At 34.3% G+C, this 20,942-nt stretch carries 22 protein-coding genes and 1 pseudogene; 5 read left to right on the top strand and 18 right to left on the bottom strand.

Annotated features, from left to right (window positions below; genetic code table 11):
• Window positions 1-132 precede the first annotated feature (132 nt).
• From F5ESL0261_RS03640 to glmS, 4 genes are all read right to left on the bottom strand, one after another.
• The gene (locus F5ESL0261_RS03640; protein ID WP_045927843.1) at window positions 133-846 is read right to left on the bottom strand and encodes a hypothetical protein; all 714 of its coding nucleotides are present in this window, start codon (window positions 844-846) and stop codon (window positions 133-135) included.
• Window positions 847-882: 36 nt separating this feature from the next.
• Window positions 883-1,320, bottom strand: a complete 438-nt coding sequence (locus tag F5ESL0261_RS03635; protein ID WP_045927842.1) for a CopY/TcrY family copper transport repressor — start codon at window positions 1,318-1,320, stop codon at window positions 883-885.
• Between the two features lie 24 nt (window positions 1,321-1,344).
• Window positions 1,345-2,160 carry a Cof-type HAD-IIB family hydrolase gene (locus tag F5ESL0261_RS03630; protein ID WP_122052199.1) on the bottom strand — a complete coding sequence of 272 codons (816 nt, stop codon included), beginning with the start codon at window positions 2,158-2,160 and terminating at the stop codon, window positions 1,345-1,347.
• 124 nt (window positions 2,161-2,284) lie between these two features.
• Window positions 2,285-4,096, bottom strand: a complete 1,812-nt coding sequence (gene glmS / locus F5ESL0261_RS03625; RefSeq protein WP_122052198.1) for a glutamine--fructose-6-phosphate transaminase (isomerizing) — start codon at window positions 4,094-4,096, stop codon at window positions 2,285-2,287.
• 540 nt (window positions 4,097-4,636) lie between these two features.
• Here glmS and F5ESL0261_RS03620 point away from each other — a divergent pair.
• Window positions 4,637-5,095, top strand: coding sequence for a hypothetical protein (locus tag F5ESL0261_RS03620; RefSeq protein WP_122052197.1), 459 nt, complete (start codon window positions 4,637-4,639; stop codon window positions 5,093-5,095).
• Between the two features lie 98 nt (window positions 5,096-5,193).
• On the opposite strand, the gene glmM is transcribed toward F5ESL0261_RS03620, so the two are convergent.
• Genes glmM through murB form a run of 4 tightly spaced genes read right to left on the bottom strand, consistent with a single transcriptional unit; the run spans window position 5,194 to window position 9,329 of the window.
• The gene (gene glmM, locus F5ESL0261_RS03615) at window positions 5,194-6,546 is read right to left on the bottom strand and encodes a phosphoglucosamine mutase (protein ID WP_122052196.1); all 1,353 of its coding nucleotides are present in this window, start codon (window positions 6,544-6,546) and stop codon (window positions 5,194-5,196) included.
• A 20-nt stretch (window positions 6,547-6,566) separates the two neighbouring features.
• A complete protein-coding gene (locus tag F5ESL0261_RS03610) occupies window positions 6,567-7,544 on the bottom strand; it encodes a YbbR-like domain-containing protein (protein WP_122052195.1) in 978 nt (325 codons plus the stop codon).
• Window positions 7,541-8,386, bottom strand: coding sequence for a diadenylate cyclase CdaA (gene cdaA / locus F5ESL0261_RS03605; RefSeq protein ID WP_122052194.1), 846 nt, complete (start codon window positions 8,384-8,386; stop codon window positions 7,541-7,543). Before cdaA ends, F5ESL0261_RS03610 begins: the two co-directional genes overlap by 4 nt.
• Before the next feature lie 43 nt (window positions 8,387-8,429).
• Window positions 8,430-9,329, bottom strand: coding sequence for a UDP-N-acetylmuramate dehydrogenase (gene murB, locus F5ESL0261_RS03600; protein ID WP_122052193.1), 900 nt, complete (start codon window positions 9,327-9,329; stop codon window positions 8,430-8,432).
• A 98-nt stretch (window positions 9,330-9,427) separates the two neighbouring features.
• Here murB and F5ESL0261_RS03595 point away from each other — a divergent pair, with 98 nt between their 5' ends.
• Window positions 9,428-9,961: a 3'-5' exonuclease gene (locus tag F5ESL0261_RS03595; RefSeq protein WP_122052192.1), complete on the top strand. Its 534-nt coding sequence runs from the start codon at window positions 9,428-9,430 to the stop codon at window positions 9,959-9,961.
• Between the two features lie 75 nt (window positions 9,962-10,036).
• On the opposite strand, the gene tsaE is transcribed toward F5ESL0261_RS03595, so the two are convergent.
• Genes tsaE through F5ESL0261_RS03580 form a run of 3 tightly spaced genes read right to left on the bottom strand, consistent with a single transcriptional unit; the run spans window position 10,037 to window position 12,205 of the window.
• Window positions 10,037-10,510 carry a tRNA (adenosine(37)-N6)-threonylcarbamoyltransferase complex ATPase subunit type 1 TsaE gene (tsaE, locus tag F5ESL0261_RS03590; RefSeq protein WP_045927834.1) on the bottom strand — a complete coding sequence of 158 codons (474 nt, stop codon included), beginning with the start codon at window positions 10,508-10,510 and terminating at the stop codon, window positions 10,037-10,039.
• Window positions 10,500-11,498 (bottom strand): phosphate acetyltransferase, encoded by a 999-nt coding sequence (pta, locus tag F5ESL0261_RS03585; RefSeq protein ID WP_122052191.1) that lies wholly within the window; start codon window positions 11,496-11,498, stop codon window positions 10,500-10,502. The genes tsaE and pta overlap by 11 nt, the downstream gene beginning before the upstream one ends.
• Before the next feature lie 11 nt (window positions 11,499-11,509).
• Complete coding sequence (locus F5ESL0261_RS03580; RefSeq protein WP_045927832.1) at window positions 11,510-12,205, bottom strand: uracil-DNA glycosylase; 696 nt, start codon at window positions 12,203-12,205, stop codon at window positions 11,510-11,512.
• Window positions 12,206-12,401: 196 nt separating this feature from the next.
• Here F5ESL0261_RS03580 and F5ESL0261_RS03575 point away from each other — a divergent pair, with 196 nt between their 5' ends.
• A complete protein-coding gene (locus F5ESL0261_RS03575) occupies window positions 12,402-13,277 on the top strand; it encodes a Cof-type HAD-IIB family hydrolase (protein WP_045928916.1) in 876 nt (291 codons plus the stop codon).
• Window positions 13,278-13,287: 10 nt separating this feature from the next.
• Complete coding sequence (locus F5ESL0261_RS10090) at window positions 13,288-13,809, top strand: hypothetical protein (RefSeq protein WP_147446227.1); 522 nt, start codon at window positions 13,288-13,290, stop codon at window positions 13,807-13,809.
• A gap of 57 nt (window positions 13,810-13,866) precedes the next feature.
• Here F5ESL0261_RS10090 and F5ESL0261_RS03570 read toward each other — a convergent pair whose 3' ends face one another.
• From F5ESL0261_RS03570 to F5ESL0261_RS03540, 7 genes are all read right to left on the bottom strand, one after another.
• Window positions 13,867-15,435 carry an ABC transporter ATP-binding protein gene (locus tag F5ESL0261_RS03570; RefSeq protein WP_122052190.1) on the bottom strand — a complete coding sequence of 523 codons (1,569 nt, stop codon included), beginning with the start codon at window positions 15,433-15,435 and terminating at the stop codon, window positions 13,867-13,869.
• Between the two features lie 186 nt (window positions 15,436-15,621).
• Window positions 15,622-16,017 (bottom strand): MerR family transcriptional regulator, encoded by a 396-nt coding sequence (locus F5ESL0261_RS03565; protein ID WP_122052189.1) that lies wholly within the window; start codon window positions 16,015-16,017, stop codon window positions 15,622-15,624.
• A gap of 12 nt (window positions 16,018-16,029) precedes the next feature.
• Window positions 16,030-16,884, bottom strand: coding sequence for an aldo/keto reductase (locus F5ESL0261_RS03560; protein ID WP_122052188.1), 855 nt, complete (start codon window positions 16,882-16,884; stop codon window positions 16,030-16,032).
• Between the two features lie 82 nt (window positions 16,885-16,966).
• The gene (locus tag F5ESL0261_RS03555) at window positions 16,967-17,536 is read right to left on the bottom strand and encodes a GDSL-type esterase/lipase family protein (protein ID WP_122052187.1); all 570 of its coding nucleotides are present in this window, start codon (window positions 17,534-17,536) and stop codon (window positions 16,967-16,969) included.
• Between the two features lie 65 nt (window positions 17,537-17,601).
• Window positions 17,602-18,207, bottom strand: a complete 606-nt coding sequence (locus F5ESL0261_RS03550; protein WP_122052186.1) for a hypothetical protein — start codon at window positions 18,205-18,207, stop codon at window positions 17,602-17,604.
• 129 nt (window positions 18,208-18,336) lie between these two features.
• On the bottom strand, window positions 18,337-18,975 hold the full coding sequence (locus F5ESL0261_RS03545; RefSeq protein ID WP_122052185.1) for a hypothetical protein: 639 nt from the start codon (window positions 18,973-18,975) through the stop codon (window positions 18,337-18,339).
• 151 nt (window positions 18,976-19,126) lie between these two features.
• Window positions 19,127-19,705 (bottom strand): hypothetical protein, encoded by a 579-nt coding sequence (locus F5ESL0261_RS03540; RefSeq protein ID WP_122052184.1) that lies wholly within the window; start codon window positions 19,703-19,705, stop codon window positions 19,127-19,129.
• Window positions 19,706-20,323: 618 nt separating this feature from the next.
• Here F5ESL0261_RS03540 and F5ESL0261_RS03535 point away from each other — a divergent pair.
• A pseudogene (locus F5ESL0261_RS03535) lies at window positions 20,324-20,942 on the top strand (helix-turn-helix domain-containing protein); the annotation flags it as partial.

The following is a 20,942-nucleotide window of genomic DNA, read 5'->3' as shown; positions in this document are numbered from 1 at the left end:
TTTACACTGTCAGTATCAATTCTAGCATATATTTTTAAGAAAAATTATACTTAAAATAATTAAATGCAATATTAAAAAAGCATTAACCAAAATTTTTGCGGTTAATGCTTTAACTTCTATGTATATTTTTAATTAATCTTCTTTTTTAGTCAATTTCAGTATAACTGGCCAAATTAGCGCAGCTATAAAACCGAGAGCAAGTCCAACCCATAAAATTGGTGAAGTGGTTAACGTTATGCCCGGAGCAGTGTTACTTTCAAGCCATTGAACTAATTGATTTGCTAAAAACTGTAGTGCTCCAAATGATCCTATGGCTGCAACCAATAAAATAATTGAAGCCCAATATTTACCAAATAGCATCAACAAAGCAGCTAGAATAAAAACTAATATTGTTGCAAAGAGGCAATAATGAAAAATACTAATAGTTTGGTTAACTTTATCCTTGTTTTCATTTAAACCATTGTTAATTTTATTTAGCAGCAGATTGCTTACAGCTTTTTGTACTTCATTATTTTCCGGGAAAGATAAATTCTTAGCAGATACTTCTCCGTTTTCCTGATAAGTAACACTGAGATTATATAGACTAACATAAGACATATCATTATGATATTTTTTGGGTAACTGTTCTAAAATTTTGTCTTCAACACCAAAATCCTTAGCCAATTTTAGAGTACCTTTTAGTCTTGAATCACCAGTATTATTTACGCTTTTTTTAATTACAGTTTGTGCCATGCCACGAACATTTTGCACATTAACAGTTATTGGAGATTCCAGTAGCAGAAAGCCAGAAATACAAACTGTCGCAGTAAAAATCAGGCGGAATAAAATACTAGCAAATTTTTTCATCAAATTAACCTCCCACATTAATATTAACTATTTAATCTAACAGTCATGTTGACCCGAAGCTAAACAGTTGCAATTAACCATTTCGGGAGCACTCTCTTTTTTATAAGCAAGTTCTTTTTCTATTTTAGCAATGTCACCCTGAGCAAGAGGCATATCTTTAAGAATGGCTATCATTACCTGACCTTTATGCATATCACACATATGACTCATCATTTCTTTTGTGACCTCAATCATCATTTCGATTTGAGTAACAGTAGCAGAATAAACAAAACGGTGACCGTCTTTACGGGTTTTTAACAAACCCTTTTTGACCAAACGTCCCATTAAAGTTTTGATTGTAGATTCAGACCAATTCTTTTTTGCCTGAAGCTGCTGAATCACTTCTCCAGTGTGAATTTCTCCTAAAGTCCACACTATTCTCATAACTTCCCACTCAGCTTCGGAAATATTATGTTCTCTATTTTTTTCTACCATAATAATCAACTCAACTTTATTTTACTACAGAACGAACTTTTTTATTGCTTTCGCAATTCCATCATGATCATTGTCTTCTGTCACATAATTTGCATAATCTTTTATTTCTTCAATTGCATTACCCATGGCAATTTTCATAAAGTCAGGATTTGTAAACATGGAAATATCATTGCCTTGATCGCCAATTACCATAATTTGGCTTGGCTTAATTTTTAATCTTTCTGCCAATTGCAAAACAGCATTCCCCTTGGAAGCGTCTTTAATATTAATTTCAATGATGCTTGAAAAACTGCGAACAATATCATATTTTGCAAAAGCCCACTGAGGAATATTATTCCACAATTTATCAACTTCTCTCTCATCATCAAGTATGCTAAGACCCACTTTATTAAAAGTAAAATCTTGTGTTATTTCTTCAGCTTTACGTACTTTAAGCACATTATTTGTAAAGGTCGCATTCCTCGCCAGATTAACACCTATATTACGATCACAAGTCCAGTAACACTCAGGGGTTTCAAAGTGAAGGTTAACATGTGCCAATCTTTGCAGTTTTCGCATATTAGTAAAGTCACGATAATTCATTTCTTGATTCATTAATATGTTTCCTGCCAGATCCTGAATTACAGCACCATTAAAAACAATATCATACTGTTTTTTACCCTCCAAACCTAATTGCTTATTAAATTCCTTTACACCAGATAAAGGTCTTCCTGAAGCCAAAACAATTTTAATTCCCTGGCTATTTGCCTGCTTAAGAATCCGTTCAGTTTCCGGTAAAATCTGCTTTGTAGTTGTAAGCAAAGTGCCATCTAGATCAACCGCAATCAACTTTATTGCCAAAATAATATCCTCCTGCACATTTTCGCTATTTTCTTTATTATACAAAAAGTCGTAATTACTTACGACTTTTTCAAGAATTATTCTGTTTTAAATAAAAATTATTGTTAAAAAATGATTTAAAATATTATTCTACGGTTACACTTTTAGCTAAATTACGTGGTTTGTCCACATCCAAGCCTTTATCTTTTGCTGCAAAATATGCAAAAAATTGTGCTGCTACCACACTAACCAGAGGAGATAAATAATAATTTACTTCTGGCAAAACAAGATCATCATTTGCTTTAGCTAATGATTTACGAACTATTGTGATAACGTTAGCTCCGCGCGCGATTACCTCTTGAATATTGCCACGCATAAGGTCCGATGTAATCGGATCATTAATCAATGCAATGACAGGTGTACCCTTTTCAATCAATGAAATTGTCCCATGTTTCAGTTCAGCTGCCGCAAAACCTTCAGTTTGGATATAAGAAACTTCTTTAAGCTTTAAGGCCGCCTCTAAAGCAACTGGATAATCGATTCCCCTGCCGATATAAAAAGCATTGCGACTTGGTATAATATATTTCTGAGCAAGCTGTTCAATTTTTGACTGACTGGAAATTACTTGTTCAATTCCTTCAGCAGCCAAAGCAAAATTTTCTTTTAAGTCAAACGCCGTAGCGTCTTTATTTCCTAATTTCTCGCCCAAAGCTTTAGCTACAATAGCTTGAACTGCAACTTGAGCTGTATACGCCTTAGTTGAGGCAACAGCTATTTCGGGGCCTGCTTCAAGCGACATGGCATAATTAGCTTCGCGCGCCAAAGTAGAGTTAGGAACATTCGTTAAAGTTAAACTAGGTATGCTTCTTTTGATTGCTTGTTGCAGCACAACTCGTGAGTCTGCAGTTTCGCCGGATTGGGATAAGAAAATAAAGAATGGGTGCTTTGACATCATTGGAAAGTGGTATCCTGCTTCTGATGCAAATCCAACTTCAGTTGGAATCATAGTCAACTTTTCAAAAAGTTGTTTGCCAACTAAACCCGCATGGTAACTTGTACCGGCAGCAAAGATATAAAGTCTGTCTGCCTTTGATAAAGCATTGATAATTTTAGCATCTACTTTAGGATCACCATTTTGATCAAGATAATATTGATCCAGGTGGCGTAAAACACTAGGTTGTTCACAGATTTCTTTAAGCATATAAAACTCATAAGTGCCTTTAGAAGCAGCATTTTCGTCAATTTTTAATTCATATGGCTTATGATTAACTTTTTGTCCCTCAATTGTTTCAAGTTGATAACCATCTTTAGTAATATCTCCGACTTCTCCATCTTGTAAATCGACAAAAGTTTTAGTTTGATCTAATACAGATAGTGCGTCGGATGCAATAACATTAAAGTCATTACCAAGTCCAAGCATCAAAGGGGATTTATTTTTAGCAATAAAAATATGGTCAGGATTTTGATTATCTACCAATAAAAGGGCATAAGATCCTTTTATTAATTGCAAGGCTTGCTTTAAAGCCGTAAAAGCATCTTCATTTTTTTCACGAGCAAACTTACTAATTAATTGAACTATCACTTCAGTATCGGTGTCAGACTTAAAAGAAACATCTTCAAGATACTGCTTTTTTAATTCCTGGTAGTTTTCAATTACTCCATTGTGAACCAAATAAAAGCGATCGGTTTCATCAAATTGGGGATGAGCATTATTTTCAGTTGGTTTGCCATGAGTAGCCCAACGAGTATGCCCAATTCCAACTAATCCTTGTTCATCAGGTGTCATTTTATTTTTTAAATCCTGAATACGACCGACTGTTTTAGTTAAAAATTCTTTTCCAGCTAAATTATTAAGATAAATTCCAGCTGAATCATATCCACGATATTCAAGCTTAGACAATCCGTTTATAACAATTTCCCTAGCAGATTTTCCAACAATTCCAACAATTCCACACATATATTTCTCCTTTGGTCTAGTACAATAATATCATTTTGGGCTAATTATATAATTCAACTTACGTATGGAATACTAGCTTTTTTAAATTAATTGGTCAAGCTGTATTTTAATAATTGGTCTATACTTTAACGTGAAACTACTGTTGCTAACGCAATAAAAGAGCAAAAATAAATGTTAAAAATTTTAAACTGAGAAGAGTTAAACAGTTATTTCTTTGAACAAGCAAAAGCCGTCAAATAAAAAGCAAAAATAATATTTAGTAATATTCTAAAGGTAGCTGGCTTCTTGATACTTTTTGTTTTACGTAAAATTTAGCCTTCATAGACATTTAAGGGAAAGCAATACTACAATATTGGTCATGGTCGTTTTATCAAGGCTGTAAATGTTAGAAGCATTGATGGATATATTTTATGTGTTAACTACGATACTGTTCGTATAGCTTCAATACCATTATCTGCTGATAATGGTAATGGGAAAGCAAATCTTGTTAATAATAAAGGTGAATTTACCAATAAGTATGTCAAAAAAGGTACAAGACTAGTGGTTGATCATCGTAGTGACAGAGAAGAACTAGCTGGAACGAACAAAATAGTTATGCTTGATAATAGAGTTTTAGAGGTATATCGAATAAAAAACAGTATGAACTTGTTTGTTTTAAGAGATGATATTAAAACTCAGCCTCGTCAAAGTTTGCTGCCATATACTAATATCATGTATATAAAATTTGTAAGTGACGCAGATCTTTATAATACAAAAGGAGAATTTGCGGATAGAATAAAGTTTAGGTTAGGTGACATTACTTCTGTTACAGGTCTAAGATATATATGGATACGAGCAGATAAAAAAGCTGAATTATTTTATAAAGTCCTAAATTCACCAGCAAGATCTGAGGAGTATAATTTTGTAAAAGCGTCAACTGCTAAATATCTCTTTGGCATGCATTTAAAACCAACTAATACAGCAGCAGATGTCACGACAGACAATATAGAAAAAGATTAAAAAAATAGAATAAGACCCCCCAAATTCGCCGTAGATTTGGGGGGTCTTATTCTTGTTTACCTGCTTTTTAGCTCAAAAAAACAGTGGGGCTAATTTATTTATACGCCCATTTCCGCTTCAACTACATCAGTTATTCTCTTAACGTAAGCATCTGTTTCTTCTTGAGTAGGACCTTCAGCCATTACCCGCAGAAGCGACTGAGTTCCTGAAGGACGAACTAATACTCTTCCTTCATCTCCCATATCACTTTCAACTTCTTTTATTACATTCATAATCGGTTCATGATTTTTCCAAGAATTCTTATCTTTAACCGGAACATTTACTAAGCACTGAGGATATTCTTTAAAGTCAGTTAACAATTCTGTTAAAGTTTTGCCTGTTTTTTTCATTACTAACATTAGATGCAAGCCAGTCAACATCCCGTCACCAGTATTATGATAATCACTCATAATAACATGACCAGACTGCTCCCCACCTAAGTTATAGCCGTTTGCTCGCATTTCTTCTGAAACATACCTGTCGCCAACTTGAGTACGAACATTTTTAATCCCGCGCCTTTGTAATGCTTTGGTAAAACCAAGGTTACTCATTACAGTAGTGACAATGGTGTCCTTTTTTAGTCGACCTCCATCTTCCATGTAGCTTCCGAGAATATACATGATATGATCCCCATCAACTTCATGACCATTTTCATCGACAGCGATACAACGGTCTGCATCCCCATCAAAAGCGAGACCAAGTTGCGCCCCCTGTTTAACCACTTCTTCCTGTAGTTTTTTAGTATGCGTAGCGCCAACATGATCATTAATATTCAAGCCATTGGGATTAATAGCAATAGTAGTGAAATCAACCCCACAATCAGCAAATAACCGGGAAATCAAACTGCTGGCAGCACCGTTGGCACCGTCAATAACGACTTTGATGCCGCTAAGGTCTTCCGGAATTGTATTTTCGATAAATTGTAAATATTTTGCACTGCCTTCATGAAAATCAGTGACAGATCCCAAACCTTTAGCAGAAGGTCTAGGCAATTTGTCCTCAGGTGCATCAATTAGTTGTTCAATTTTTCCTTCCATTTCATCAGATAACTTCAAGCCATCACTACCAAAAAACTTAATACCATTATCTTCGACAGGATTGTGGGAAGCAGAAATTTGTACTCCTGCATCAGCTCCTTGAGCACGCACTAAATATGACAAACCAGGGGTAGTTATTACTCCGACTTCCAAGACTTCAATTCCAACAGATAAAAGACCTGATATCAAAGCATATTCCAACATTTGGCCAGAGATTCTTGTATCACGTGAGACTAAAACTTTAGCCTGTTCTTCTTTGGCTTTATTTTTGGTTAAGACATATCCACCGTCACGACCTAATTTAAACGCCAATTCTGGTGACAGGTCTTGATTAGCCACTCCACGAACTCCATCAGTGCCAAAATATTTTAACATTAGTAAACAACCTCTCTATCTTAATTATTTTTATTTTTTGAATCGTTTGCATTATCTACTTTTACTTCTACAGCAATTTGCGTGGGATTAGACTTAACAATACCATCAGGTAAATCTAGAGTAATAGTCTTAGTTGTAGTAGAAGTAACCGAACCTAAATCAACAGGAACCTCTAGATATTTAATTTTTGCTAAATCTTTTTCATTACCAAATAACGTAACATACTTATTTTTTACAGTAAGCGAATACACCTTATCTACTTTTTCATGTTCAGGTTTGAGCTTTATTTTAACTGCTTTCTTAGATGTAGTAATTGGAATTGTCACTTTAGCTGTAGCTGGATCAATTACAACATTAAGTTGTCTGCCCTTACGATCTTCAGCTATTAAACTGACTTGACGTTCATAAGTATGATCGATTCCATTAGGTAGAACAACTTTGGCAATTATTTGATCAATTTGATCAACCTCGGAACGAGCTCCAGTAACCTCTACTTGTTGTGGGTATACACTGGAGTGTCCCAACTGATATCCCTCACCAACTGCACTCTTATTATACTCTATTTGTATGGGCATAGTTGTGGACTTTCGCCGTTGAATATTAACTTCAACGCTGCGTGGATTAACAGAATAGGAAATCTGCTTATTAATACCATTTACATGTACTTTAACATTGTGTTGACCAATGCTTTTTTTCGTTAAATCGATATATGCTCTGAAATTTTGGGTATTGATAGTTGAGGTAACCAATGCAGTGGATCCTTCAAGGGTAACGCTTACTTTTTCAGGATAACCCACAACATAAAATTTGTCTGTATCTACCGAAACTTGTAAGGGAACTTTAATAGTTTGCGTTTTATTTGCAGTCTGCTTAGTTTTATCCGTCTGTCCCTGAGACAAAAATCCTTCTTGGGTAGAATTAACATAAATTACCAGTAACACAGCAATTAAAAGGGAAACTAGCCGAATAAACCATGATTTTTTCCAAAACTCTTTCATCGATCGGCACCCCATTTCCATATCTTACGAATAATTTTTTGATACCATTTGTCGTTACCACTTTTCTTGGGGACCAGTTCTGCATTAAGATACTTTAAGTATTCATCTCGTGTCATGTCAACTAAAAAGCGACCATTACGTGTGATCGTTACCCCACCAGTTTCTTCTGAAACGACAATGGTAATTGCATCAGTCACCTCTGATATACCAACAGCTGCACGGTGACGAGTTCCAAGTCTCTTAGGAATCATACTATTATCAGACAAGGGTAAATAAGCTGCCGCCACTGCAATTTTGTGATCCTTATTAATAATGACTGCACCATCATGTAATGGAGTATTAGGTATAAAAATATTAATTAATAGTTCTCCAGTAACATCAGCGTTAAGCTTGATCCCAGTTTCAATATAGTCTTCCAGACCAGTTTCTTGTTGAATAGTAATTAATGCACCTATTCTTCTTTTCGACATATATTGAATAGCTTTATCAAGTTCATTAATAAACTGAATTGATTCAGCACGGGCACTGTCTTCTCGACCACCAAAAATGGGTAGGCGACCTAAATGTTCGAGACCTCGTCTAATTTCCGGCTGAAAAATTACAATTATCCCAACAACTGACCACGAGACTATTTGATCAATAAGCCAGATCGTTGTGTGTAACTGAAAAATGCCCGCAAGGATACGAACAATAAAAATCAAGACAATTCCTTTGGCTAACTGAACAGCCTTGGTTCCTCTGATCAAAATTACCAGGTGGTAAACGACAAACCAAATAATCAGAACATCAAGAATTATTGAAAGGTTTCCCCATGTAAAAATGTGTGCTCCACTACTCTGCATAAATGCTCCCTTCTATCATAGACAAACTTAATAATTTTTCGAGTTAATCATTAGGTTTACCAATGATTCTAACTTCAGTATGTAAATCCAGACCGAATTTTATTTTGATTTTTTCTTGAATCAAATGAATCAGGTCAAGATAGTCAGTTGCAGTGGCATTACCCTTATTCACTATAAAACCCGCATGCTTTGTAGAGTCTTGAGCACCACCAATTTGTTTTCCTTGTAAACCGGCTTGAATAATCATAGGACCAACATAATGACCGGTTGGTCGTTTAAAAACACTGCCACAAGAAGGGTATTCCAATGGTTGTTTATATTGACGCAAAGCATTTAAATAATTCATATCCGCCAGAATGCGGTTTTTTGCAGATCTTTTTAATGCAAAAACTGCTTCTAATACAATGTCGCCATTCTCTTGAACCAACGAGTGACGGTAGGAAAACTTCATTTCCGACTGAGAATAACTTTTAAACTTACCAGAACGGGTCAATACCCTGACACCTTTAATAACGCTACAAGTTTCTCCTCCATAAGCACCAGCATTCATGAACACAGCACCCCCAACACTGCCAGGTATTCCAGCTGCAAATTCCATACCGCTGAGACCATGATGAGCAGCAGTAAAAGCCGTATCAACAATAGTCGCTCCCGCTTGAGCAATTACTTTATTTTTATCAACTTTAATTTGATTCATTTTGGTTAAAATTAGAACTATACCTGAGATGCCACCATCACGAATTATTAAATTGGAAGCATTTCCTATTATAGTCAAGGGAATATTGTTATCATGTGCGGCAATTACCAAGTTTTTTAGCTCACTTTCATTTTGTGGAAATGCAAGAAGTTCAGCTGGTCCGCCAGTTTTTGTAAATGTATATTTACTAAGCGGAACCTGCCTTTTTATTTCTATGCCATTTTTGGTTAAATCTGATAATTTCAAATCAAAAATCCCCTTTGTCTAATCTTTTTCTATTTTACCGCATTCAGTTAATTGCTTCATCATATGTTATACTAAAATTAAAATTTAAAGGAGATAATATGAATTTCGTCGCGATGGATTTTGAAACAGCCAACCGGCATCCAGAGAGTGCTTGTTCACTTGCTTTAGTAATGGTTCGCAACAACCAGATCGTAGATCGATTTTATACCGTCATTAATCCCCAAATGCCTTTTGATGCACGTAATATTCAAATTCACGATATAACTGCTGAAGATGTCAAAGATGCTCCTACAATGGCAGAGGTATGGCCTAAAATAAAAGATTTGTATCAGCCTGGAATGTTAGTAACTGCTCACAATGCCCGCTTTGACACAAATGTAATGCGACAGAGTTTAGCCCGTTATGACATACAAGAACCACACTATTTTGTCATTGATACGTTGCAAACCAGCAAGTTGCTTGAACCTAAGTTGCCAAATCACAGACTTGATACAGTTTCAAAAGCACTTAACGTTGAATTATGGCACCACCATAATGCATTAAGTGACAGTGAGGCATGTGCAGGTATACTAATAGCTCAGGATGAGCAATATGGTGACGAAGCATTAAAAAACTTGGTTTACCAAATATAATAGAAAAAACAGGACGAAGTGATATGAACCCTATAATTAGGATAAACTGGGATCACATCATAACAGCCCTGTTTTTTAATTTAATGATTGTAAAATACTTTTAGACCATTTTTTGTTTCTCGCGCCTTTTGCATCAAATTCAACTATTCGCTTAGTCGAATCCCAACTGTCATCAACACGCTTAATAGTGATTTCTAGAAAAGTTTCTGGTAATTGTTCCTGTACAACTTCTGGCCATTCAATCACTACCATGCCGGGTTCAGCCAAATATGCATTCAAATCAATCGAAGATAAATCATCATCTTCCAAGCGATAAAAATCCATATGATACAAAGGCAACCTGGCCTCAGGATATTCGCGGACAATTGTAAATGTAGGACTTTTGACTGGTCGCTTAATTCCCAGTGCTCTGCCAATTCCTTGAGTTAGGGTCGTTTTTCCAGCTCCAAGATCACCATTTAATAACAATAGATCATGTGCCTGGGCAGTCTGAGCTATAACCCGACCTAGGTCCTGCATTTGTTGCGCTGAATTGACATTAAGCTTCATTTTCTTCATTCCTTAGTAATACCTGTGCAGCAGTCAATATGGCAATATTATATACATCCTGAGTACTTGCTCCGCGCGATAGGTCATTAACAGGCTTACGAAGTCCTTGCAAAATCGGACCAATAGCGGTGAAATTTCCTAGTCTTTGAGCTAATTTATAGGAAATATTCCCAGACTGCAGTTCAGGAAATATAAAAACATTGGCCTGGCCTTTTAAAGGAGAATCAGAAGCTTTTTTTGCAGCTACATCAGGCACAAAGGCTGCATCAAATTGCAATTCACCATCTGCCAAAATTTCAGGATGATTATTTTTAAAAATTTCAGCAGCCTGTTTTACTTTAGTAACCATCTCACCCTTAGCTGAGCCTTTAGTTGAAAAACTTAGAAATGCTACTTTAGGATCAATATCAATCATTTGGGCAGTTTTAACTGACTGGTAAGCAATCTCAGCCAAAGTTTCACTATCCGGATCCAAATTAATTGCACAGTCAGCAAAGACATACTTTTTATCTTTTTTTTCCATAATAAAACTGCCAGAAACTCGTTTCATTCCCTTTGACGTATGAATTAACTGTAAAGCAGGTCTGACAGTTGCAGCTGTTGAATGGGCAGCTCCTGAAACCATACCGTCAGCTTCATTCATTTCTACCAGCATAGTACCAAAATAATTTGGGTCTTTCAGTGATTCTTCCACTTCACTCTGTGGAATATCTTTTCCTCGTGCTTTAATAAAACTCTGAACCATAGCTTTTTTATTTTCATAGTTAACGGGATTTGCTATTTTCAAATCTTCAAAATCTAAATTTTCCTTTTGAATTAAGTCGATAATTTTTTTCTGGTTCCCCAATAAAACCGGTGTGACGACCTTTTCAAGTGACAATTTACTAGCAGCTTTTAAAATGCGGGAATCACTTGCTTCAGGAAAGACTATTTGAATATTTTTTTCTGCTTTTTTTACTTTATTTTTTAATAAATCGAAAACGCTCATTTACTTCCTACCTATGCTAAATCTTCTTTTGTTATATTTGAGGGCAATTGCCAATCAATTGGAATTTCGTTAAAGTTTTTCAGTGCTTCATTGCAACGTGAAAAAGGTCTCGATCCAAAAAATCCTCTATCCGCAGAATATGGACTTGGATGAGCTGATTTAATCACAAAATTTTTATTCTGGTCAATTAAAACGATTTTATTTTGAGCATAGCGACCCCATAGTATAAAAACCACTTTACCGCGATCACTAAGAGCCTTAATAGCAGCATCAGTAACGTCTTCCCAGCCTTTACCCTGATGACCGTTAGCGTGACCATAAGGGACTGTTAAAACAGCATTTAATAGTAAAACACCTTGATCTGCCCATTTTTTTAAATAACCATGATTAACGGGTCTGCAACCAACATCATCATAAAGTTCCTTATAGATATTTTGAAGAGAAGGAGGCAATTTTACCCCCGGATTAACCGAAAAGCTCATCCCTGTTGCCTGGCCCGGATTATGATACGGATCTTGCCCCAATATTACAACTTTTGTATTTGCAAACGAAGTTAATTTAAAAGCAGTAAAAATATGATACATGTCTGGATAAATTTTTTTAGTGGCATATTCTTTTTTTAAGAATTCATGTAATTGCTGATACTTTTCACTTTCGAAAACAGGAGCCAAAATATTATCCCAGTCATTACCTATAAACTTTTTCATTACTTCAACAGCCTTTCTTTCACTAACTTTTATGTTATCATGAAATTAATTATCAAAGTGAATCAAATTGGTACTTTTAATTTCTTCTTACTTTTTAGCTAAGTTCAACAAAATAAAAAGTAAGGTTTTCTTCATATATATTAATATGATAAGTACCAAAATGTTTATCAAACTTGGAAGAGGAGCAATTTTACCATTGATTAAATTAGTAGCTTGTGATTTAGACGGAACTCTTTTTAATAGTGATATGGCTATTTCAGATGAAAATGTAGCTGCAATTCGTGCAGCACAAAGAAACGGTATTGAATTTTTAGTGGCAACAGGACGAACACCACGCCAATCTCGCAGAACCATTGAAAAATATGGCCTTAAGACAGGCTTTATCAATATTAATGGCGCCTTAGTCTACGATGCCGACAATAATTTAAAAGTTAAACACAAATTGCCTAATGACAAAGCGAGTTCAATTTCAAAGATTCTTAAAGAAAATAATATATACTTTGAATTAGTAACTACTGATAAAATATATTCAAGCGATATTAGTAAACGTGTAGTTAATCTTGCTCGAGCATTAATGATACTTAATCCAGGTGTTACTTTTAAAAGGGCTGTTGCTACAGCTGCTGGTAGTGATGCGATGTTAAGTATGACTTTAGTTGAGAATCTTGATCAATTATTAGCTAATGATAAAATTGAGATAATGAAGATCATCGCATTTGATGCTCACGGACAATCTGCCTTTGCTAAAGCTAAAAAAGAAATCAATGCTTTAGGCAATGTCGTTGTTACTTCAAGTTCCGCTGCTAACATTGAAATTAATGATATTAAAGCTCAAAAAGGACCTGCACTTCTTGATTATGCCCAAATGAAAGGTCTTAAACGTGAAGAGGTGGCTGCTATCGGCGATAATTTAAATGACGCCAGTATGATTAAAGACGCTGGAACCGGCGTAGCCATGGCAAACGCAATACCGACAATCAAAAAGTTGGCACAGGTCAAAACTAAATCAAACAATGATAATGGAGTTGCTTACATATTAAGAAAATTTATTAAAAATAACGCTAAAGAATAGAGGTGCTTAGATGCGCTACTTATTGGAATTAACTCAAAAACAGGAATATGGTCAAATACCTGTAGCAAATGAAAACAATAAAATTCAGTATATTATTCAAGGCAATTTAGATAATCCTAACCATACCCTTTATCTAAAAAAATTTACCGGTAAAGAAATTGGTCGACTTTATACTGACGGCAATGGAATTATTTCTTCATATACAATTGATGTTGTTAACCATTCGTTAGTAAAGGTTAAAAGACTAAACAATAAAGTAGCTAATCTTTTCTATATTACCAGGTTAAATTATATAGTCACCGGCAGCATAAAAAAGGGAAGTTATAAGTTCCTCTTTGGTATCAAAAAAGTCGCAACAGTGCGTACTGTTGTTCAAAGTGAGGGCGTAGTCTTAATCTGCGACATTGAACGACCTGAAGATGTTCCATTTATTTTATTATGTGCTACGCTTTTCACCCAGTGGCATACAACTCCGCTAAGATTGCCGACTTTTCCACCTATTGGCAGTAAATATAATGTTAACTTTAATTAAATAGTTACCAGTAAGTCAGACTGATTTTGCTGGTAACTTTTTAATTTTAATTTTAGCTCAATCTAATGACAAAATTTTAAAATTAAATTGAGCAATTTCTTCATTTCGATGGGAAACTACTATTACTGTTTCAACTCTTTTGAGTATTTTTTGTAATAGTTCTTGTGCTGTTTGCAAATCAATACTGGAAAAACTTTCATCAAGTAAAATCATTTTACCTTTAGTATCAATCAGCCTGGTCAATGCAACACGCTGCTCCTGTCCACCAGAAAGAGAATCGAATTGCCATTCATCGCTAATATTAAAATCTTTCTTTACTAAGTCGAGAATTTTTTTATTATAGTTGCGACCGAGCAAAATATTATAATCAATTGAGCGCGGAAAAATTGTAACTGCTTGTGGCATATAAACAATCAATGAATTAATTATGCTTCGCGGTATGGTATTAATATCAACTCCATTAAGCAGTATTTTCCCGCGACTGGGTTTTAATTGACCAGTAATTAACTTTAATAAGGTCGACTTACCTCGTCCCGAAATACCATTTAGCTTATAAAAATCTCCTTTTTTAAAAACAAAAGAAAAATTATGCAGTATTTCTTCTTTTGCTTGAGGATATGCAAAAGAAACATTGCGAAATTCCAAAGTTCTAAAATCCAGAGGAAAAGTTGTTTTAGCAAATTTTTCAACCTTATTTTCACTTTCTTCTTTCAAATTATTAAACTTGGCAAAGATACTTGATGTAGAAAGAAGTTGGGCAAAATAACGGTTAATAATACCTGCCGAGTCGAACACTTTAGTAGCTAATTCGGCAGTGGCCAAAATAGCCCCAGCACTGATTTTTCCTTGAAAATGCAGAATTCCGGTAATTCCTAAAATAAGCAGTTGACTGCCTATATTAATCACACCAGTTATAATGTCAACAGCTGAGCGTCTAACTGTGTTATGTACATTCGCCTCTTTTAGTGATTGTGAACCAGAAGCTACTAATTTCTTTATTTCGCTGAGAACATTAAAGGCATATAAAGTATCATAACCGTGCAAACCACTGCTCGTATATTTTAAAAATTTTTCATTTGCCTGAGAAATCTTAGCAACTCCGGTAGTAAGAAACTTTTTACAAAAACGCGGAACTAAAACAATTATCAAAACTAAAATAATTGCAGCAAGAAAAAGAATATAACTATAAAGATATAGTGCTGCTAATGCAAAAATCGCATTACCGCTAAAACGTACAATTAGAAAAAAGGTATTTAAGCCTTCTTTTTGAATTAAATTGACATCATTTTGCAAGTAAGACTCATAATAATCAACTGGATTTTCTTTAAATTTATTTTGAGGAAGTTTAATTAAACTAGTAACAATGTCACTGCGAATATCACTTAGAATATCCTGCGTGGCGTTTTCTTGAAGATAATTTTCAAAAAAGGAAATGATAAATGTCAAAAACCAGAGCATAAATATAATGACTAACATTTTAATAAAGGAGGCAATTTTACCCGCAATAAGATAATTTGCGAGTACAGCCATTTTGGTAGCAGCCAAAACTTGCAATACTGAATTTAACAGTAGTAATAAGCAAGCTATTATAACTATGAATGCATGTTTTTTGAAATAATGGTACATTTTGGCCTCCTAAACTATCATTAAGATAATAAATAGTTTTTTACAGCTGATTTAATTAATTTATAATTTATTAATAATATTAACAAAAGAAATTTGGTCATACAAGCTGTCGTTACAAACCTTTTCTATCAGTAAAATATAAAAAGACCTCCTAAAACCTAATTTTAAGAGGACCTTTGGACGGAATTAAATTTCGGTTGACCTTTCATATACCAATTTTTCTTTTTCAAAAGTTAACAAGTGATCATCAAAATGATCGATTTTATAATTAAGATAATTAATTGTTTTTTGAATATCTATCATTCGTTTTTTCAGCTGGTCTCGCTGATCAGTTAACAAACTTTTTCGCTTATCAGAAGATGAACCGACTTGATATATGTTTACAAAATACTTTAATTGCTTTACTGACATGCCCGCTTTACGCAAAACCTTAATATAGAAAACCCAATTCTCTTCATACTGATCATAGACACGATAGCCGTTCTCGTCTCGTTTAACAGGAGGAATTAACTTTTCCTTTTCCCAATATCTTATTGTATCTTTTGTTAAATCAAATTCCTGACTTATTTCTTTAATTGTCAACGTTATTTTCCTTCAATCTACATTTCTAATTAAATCATGAATATTTTGAACTGCAACTGGGTCACGATGGTCAAAAAACTGACTTTCATTTCTATCTAATGTTCTGATTTGATCCATTTCTTCATGACTTAACTCGAAATCAAAAATTTTACTGTTTTCAATAATTCGTTCATGATGAACTGACTTTGGAATCACTACTATTCCTCTTTGTATTAACCAGCGTAAAATAACTTGTCCGCTAGTTTTATGATGTTTAGCAGCTATTTTTGACAACAAAGGATTAGTAAAAACTTGGTGTTTACCTTCTGCAAATGGAGCCCAAGCTTCTGGCTGAATATGATGATTTTTTAGGAAAGAAACTTCATTTGTCTCCTGCATCCAAAGGTTAGTTTCAATTTGATCAACAGCAGGAAGAACATCATTATACAAACTTAAATCAAGTACACGGTCAGAAGTGAAATTAGAAACACCTATTGCTCTGATAGTTCCCGCTTTATAAGCTTCTTCCATTGCTCGCCAAGAGCCATATACATCTCCATATGGTTGATGAATAAGATAAAGATCTAAATAACTAAGCTGTAATTTTTTTAATGAAGTTTTAATTGCGCGTTTGGTCGCTTCATATCCAGTATCAGATACCCACAATTTTGTAGTAATAAACAAATCTTGTCGATTAACTCCACTATTTTTAACAGCTTTTCCTACCGCTTCTTCATTGCCATAAGAAGCAGCTGTGTCAATTAAACGATAACCAGATCTAATTGCATCCTCAACCACACGTTCAGCAATACCCAAATCAGTTATTTGAAAAACTCCAAAGCCCAATATAGGCATTGTAATACCATTATTTAGTTTGATTTCTTTCATTATTATTGCTCCTTTATAAGATTACAAACAAATTGTAAACCTTAGAGTTAACTCTATAGCAAACAAAATAAAAGAGTATTTTTTAACTTTGTAATTCTTTTACCAGTAAATCTGACAATAACTTGTATCCTTCTGTTCCAAAATGCAAGCCATCATTCAATTGTCCCTGACAAAGAGTTTTTAAGTCACCACGTTTAATCATAGCTTGAAATAGGTTAATAAAATGCAAATTATAAGTTTCGGCTAGTTTTATTAATTCTGCAGTATAAATAGCTATTTCACGATTGATTCTATTTTTTTGTCTGGTTTCATCAACTGCAGGCGGTGAAATCAAAATTACATTTTGCGGATAATATAAACAAATTACGCTCGAAATTATGAGTGACATATTTTTCTTAAATTGGGTGACGGGAACTTTTTTATGCATAGCCAGGTCATTTGTTCCTAAGAGTAAAATCAATTTGTCACAACGTTCAACTTTTAACACTAAATCTGGCAATAAAGCGTAAAATGCGCCAGAATTAATACCAGAAACTGCCGTATTAACTAATTTGCTTCCTGGTATTTTTTCTTTTATTGCTACGTTAATATGAGGCACTTTTAAGCCTTCTTTGCGTGCAATAATGCTATCCCCTGTTAGCAGTAATTTCACGATTTCCCCCTAACTTTTCATAAAAAAACTGTAATCACAAATAGCTGAGACTACAGTTTAATATCTTAACGAGGATTAATTTTACTATACTTCATATTTTTAAATTCATATGCACTATATTTATTAGTTAAAGTTTTAGATTTAAAATATTGATTTATTACTAGACCATTTTCAGGATTACCTTGAAATAGTACTTTATGATTTTTACCTGCAATTGATTCTTTTTTAACTATAAAAGCATAGCCATTTTTTAAGGATTTTTCTTGGACTGGGCTTAGAATAATCCATTTGTTACCATTTATTTTCTTACTTGTAACACGCATGTATTTAGCAAGTTCATCTTTGTTACTTTGTTTCCAGGCATTAGGCATTTGCCAAGGATATTTTCTTGTTCCTTTAACAAAACTTGTTTTCACAACTTTAACATAATCATTTGCCCAAGGAGTATTAAACGCAGTTTTGTGAATAAACATGGGGCTCGGTGTGAGATTATTGTTGCTAAACCACTTACCCCGCCAAGTCTTGGGAAATTTAAATTGCTGTCCCAGTCTAAGCTGGCTCTTCTGATTTTGCGCAGCTTTCACCGTTAGCGGCTCGTTTGCTTTAATTGGTACACCAAGTGATAGAGTGAGAGATGCTATGGCAATTAACGCAGTGATTTTTTTAGACATTTATTTTCTCCTAAAATACTTTTTATTATATAGTAATAATTATAAACTGGCTGCTCAATTTAAGAAATACATTTTTTATGAAAAAAACTGGTTCCATTTAAAACCAGTTTTTAATTCTAAAATATATATTTACTTTTTCTGATATTGATTAAAAACAGGAGCATATGTCTCATTCTTAAAATGATAATTCTGATATTTCTGTGCTAATTTTGGTGAACGGTAAAATTGATCATAGATTTCGCCAGTCTTAGGATTAGCTTCAAACATTACTTTCTGGGTTTTACCGTCAATTTTTTTATTTTGTAAACTGAAAGCATATCCGATTTTGATATTATTTTCATCTATTGGGCTAAAGACAATCCATTTTTTGTTGCTAATCTTATTAGTTGTTACTCGACCCAAATGTTTGAAAATTTTATCATGCTTGGTAAACCAACTTTGAGGCATTTGCCACAAGTATTTATTGGTGCCTTTTACTTTACCTGCTGAAACCAGTTCAACATACTCTCCGGTCCAAGGTGTTATGAAACCATTCTTTTTAATGGTCATTTTACTTAACTTATCATGAGTATTACTATACCATTTGCCCTGCCAAGATTTAGAAAAATTAAAGTCTCTCTTAAAGCCATATTTGGTTTTGTTGACAGTATTTTGGGCTTTTTTTGAAGTAGCCGCTTGAACCAAATTTGTTTGATTAACACTAATTCCACTTGCTGCAGCTAAGGCAGCCACAATAACTGACCAAGTAATTGTTTTACGTAATTTCATAGTCTTTACCTCCCATATTGGAATTATTTCATCCTATTATGGACACGCACTATGATAAAAGCAAGTGATAGTAAAAATATTAAACAAAAAAGCCTCTGAAAAATCAGAGACATTTGCATCGACTATAACAAAATTCGTTAAAATGTTTTTATCATTGAGCGTATGTTTTTAACTCCTTTGGTTTTTTACCACCATACATTCTAGCTAGCTTAGCTGATCGCCAATAAACATTAGTTATTCTATAAGAAGAAGTGGTTCTTTCAATTAAAACGCGGTGTCCTTTGTAATGATATATACCCAAGCTCCAACCTGATGCAGCAGGACTAAACCAAGGAAACATTAAGATATACTTTATATTTTTGTCTTTTTTAAAAGTTACAGGGTAAAAAGCCTTTACCCAATTTCTAGTTTGCCTAGTATTTTTGATCCCCTTGGCATTAGTGTCTTGTCTATGTAATTCATTAGAATCGATTTTATGAGCTTTTACCCTTAATTTATTAAGTACTTTAGATTTATAGTTTAAATCAAAAGCTTTGCCATACCAGGTGCCACGCATCTTTTTCGGTGTGGTCAGTATCCCTAAATTGCCTTTTACATGAGCTGCCTGAACAACCATATTTGTATTTAACAAGCTACTATCACTGGCTTTTCCTGCCAACAATCCAAGTGCTAAAGACATAGTTATAGCAATAAGCATCTTTATTTTGCTATTTTTTACCTGTTTATTCAATTTTCTTTTCCCCCTTCTGAGTTAATAAAAGCTGATTTTTTAGCAAACCTTCTCATATTTTACAGTATAGTACTTTTTACCTATGTAATCTGAGACCGGTAGTGCATATGTCAATACTCTCATGCGCTTTTTCCCTTTTAGGTTAGTAGCCAAAATAAACTTACTACTTGATATTCCATCAAAACTACAATCATTTGAAATTGTAAAAAAGCAGACTTACTCTCGCTCCCTTTGCTACTATTTCATATGTAGGCACATGTGCAGCTAACTTTTTATTTGGCACGTATCGTATACCGTGAACTTTTTGCAACAACAGATGTATTATTATTTTCTAACGAGAAATTCTAGTTGTTGATCCAAGATTTATACAGAATAAAAGTAAGGTGTTTAACAACAAACTTAAAATTGACTTATTTTTTCATTATTCTTTTCGAGATTATCATTAATTAAATGAAATAGTTTAATTAATATATTAAATTTTAATACATGACTATATAATTAACAACTTGTAACTTGTTTATTTTTAGTAATGTTATCGGTATTAAACATATATAAACAAAAAAAGTCTCTGAAAATGAAGTGACCCCCAAATTTAGGACAAATTTGGGGGTTATTTTTATGTCTAAATTATCTAAACAAGATAAAGTTGAAATCTATCATCTTTGGCACGATTATCAAATCAGCCCTGCTGAGCTAAGTCAGCGTTATCGGGTTGGCAAGACTAATATTAATTACTTGTTAGCTTTAATTGGCCGTCACGGTCTAGCTATTTTAGATCAGCCTTTCACTGCTTATACAAGTAATTTTAAGGAGCAGGCCCTTAGGCGAATCATAGTTGAACATGAGCCTGCCCGTCGAGTATCTATTGACTTGGGCTTAAAAAGTAGTGGCATGTTGTACAACTGGCTGCGCGAATACCGTAAAAATGGGTATAATATCGTTAACAAGCAGAGAGGACGACCGCCCCATGACCAAAAGAGAACAGCTGATCAAACAGGAAAATCAGCGGCTCAAGCAAGAGAACGAACGCTTACGCCAGCAGAACTTGAAGCTGAAAATCGAGAACGAATTCGTAAAAAAATTGAGCGCCTTAGTCGACCAGCGGACCAAGAACCGCAAGCCGCGGAAATAGCCCAGGCAGTTACCCAACTAAGGCGCGAGCTTAAAGTCAGCGTAACTTTTATTCTTGATGCCATTAATGCCAATCCTGACCTGCCCCATCTATCCCGCAGTAATT

The sequence above is a fragment of the Lactobacillus sp. ESL0261 genome (assembly GCF_003693025.1).
Classification (GTDB): Bacteria; Bacillota; Bacilli; order Lactobacillales; family Lactobacillaceae; genus Lactobacillus; species Lactobacillus kullabergensis.
The sequence above is the reverse complement of the archived record's forward strand: the minus strand, read 5'-3'. Positions and strand labels throughout refer to the sequence as shown.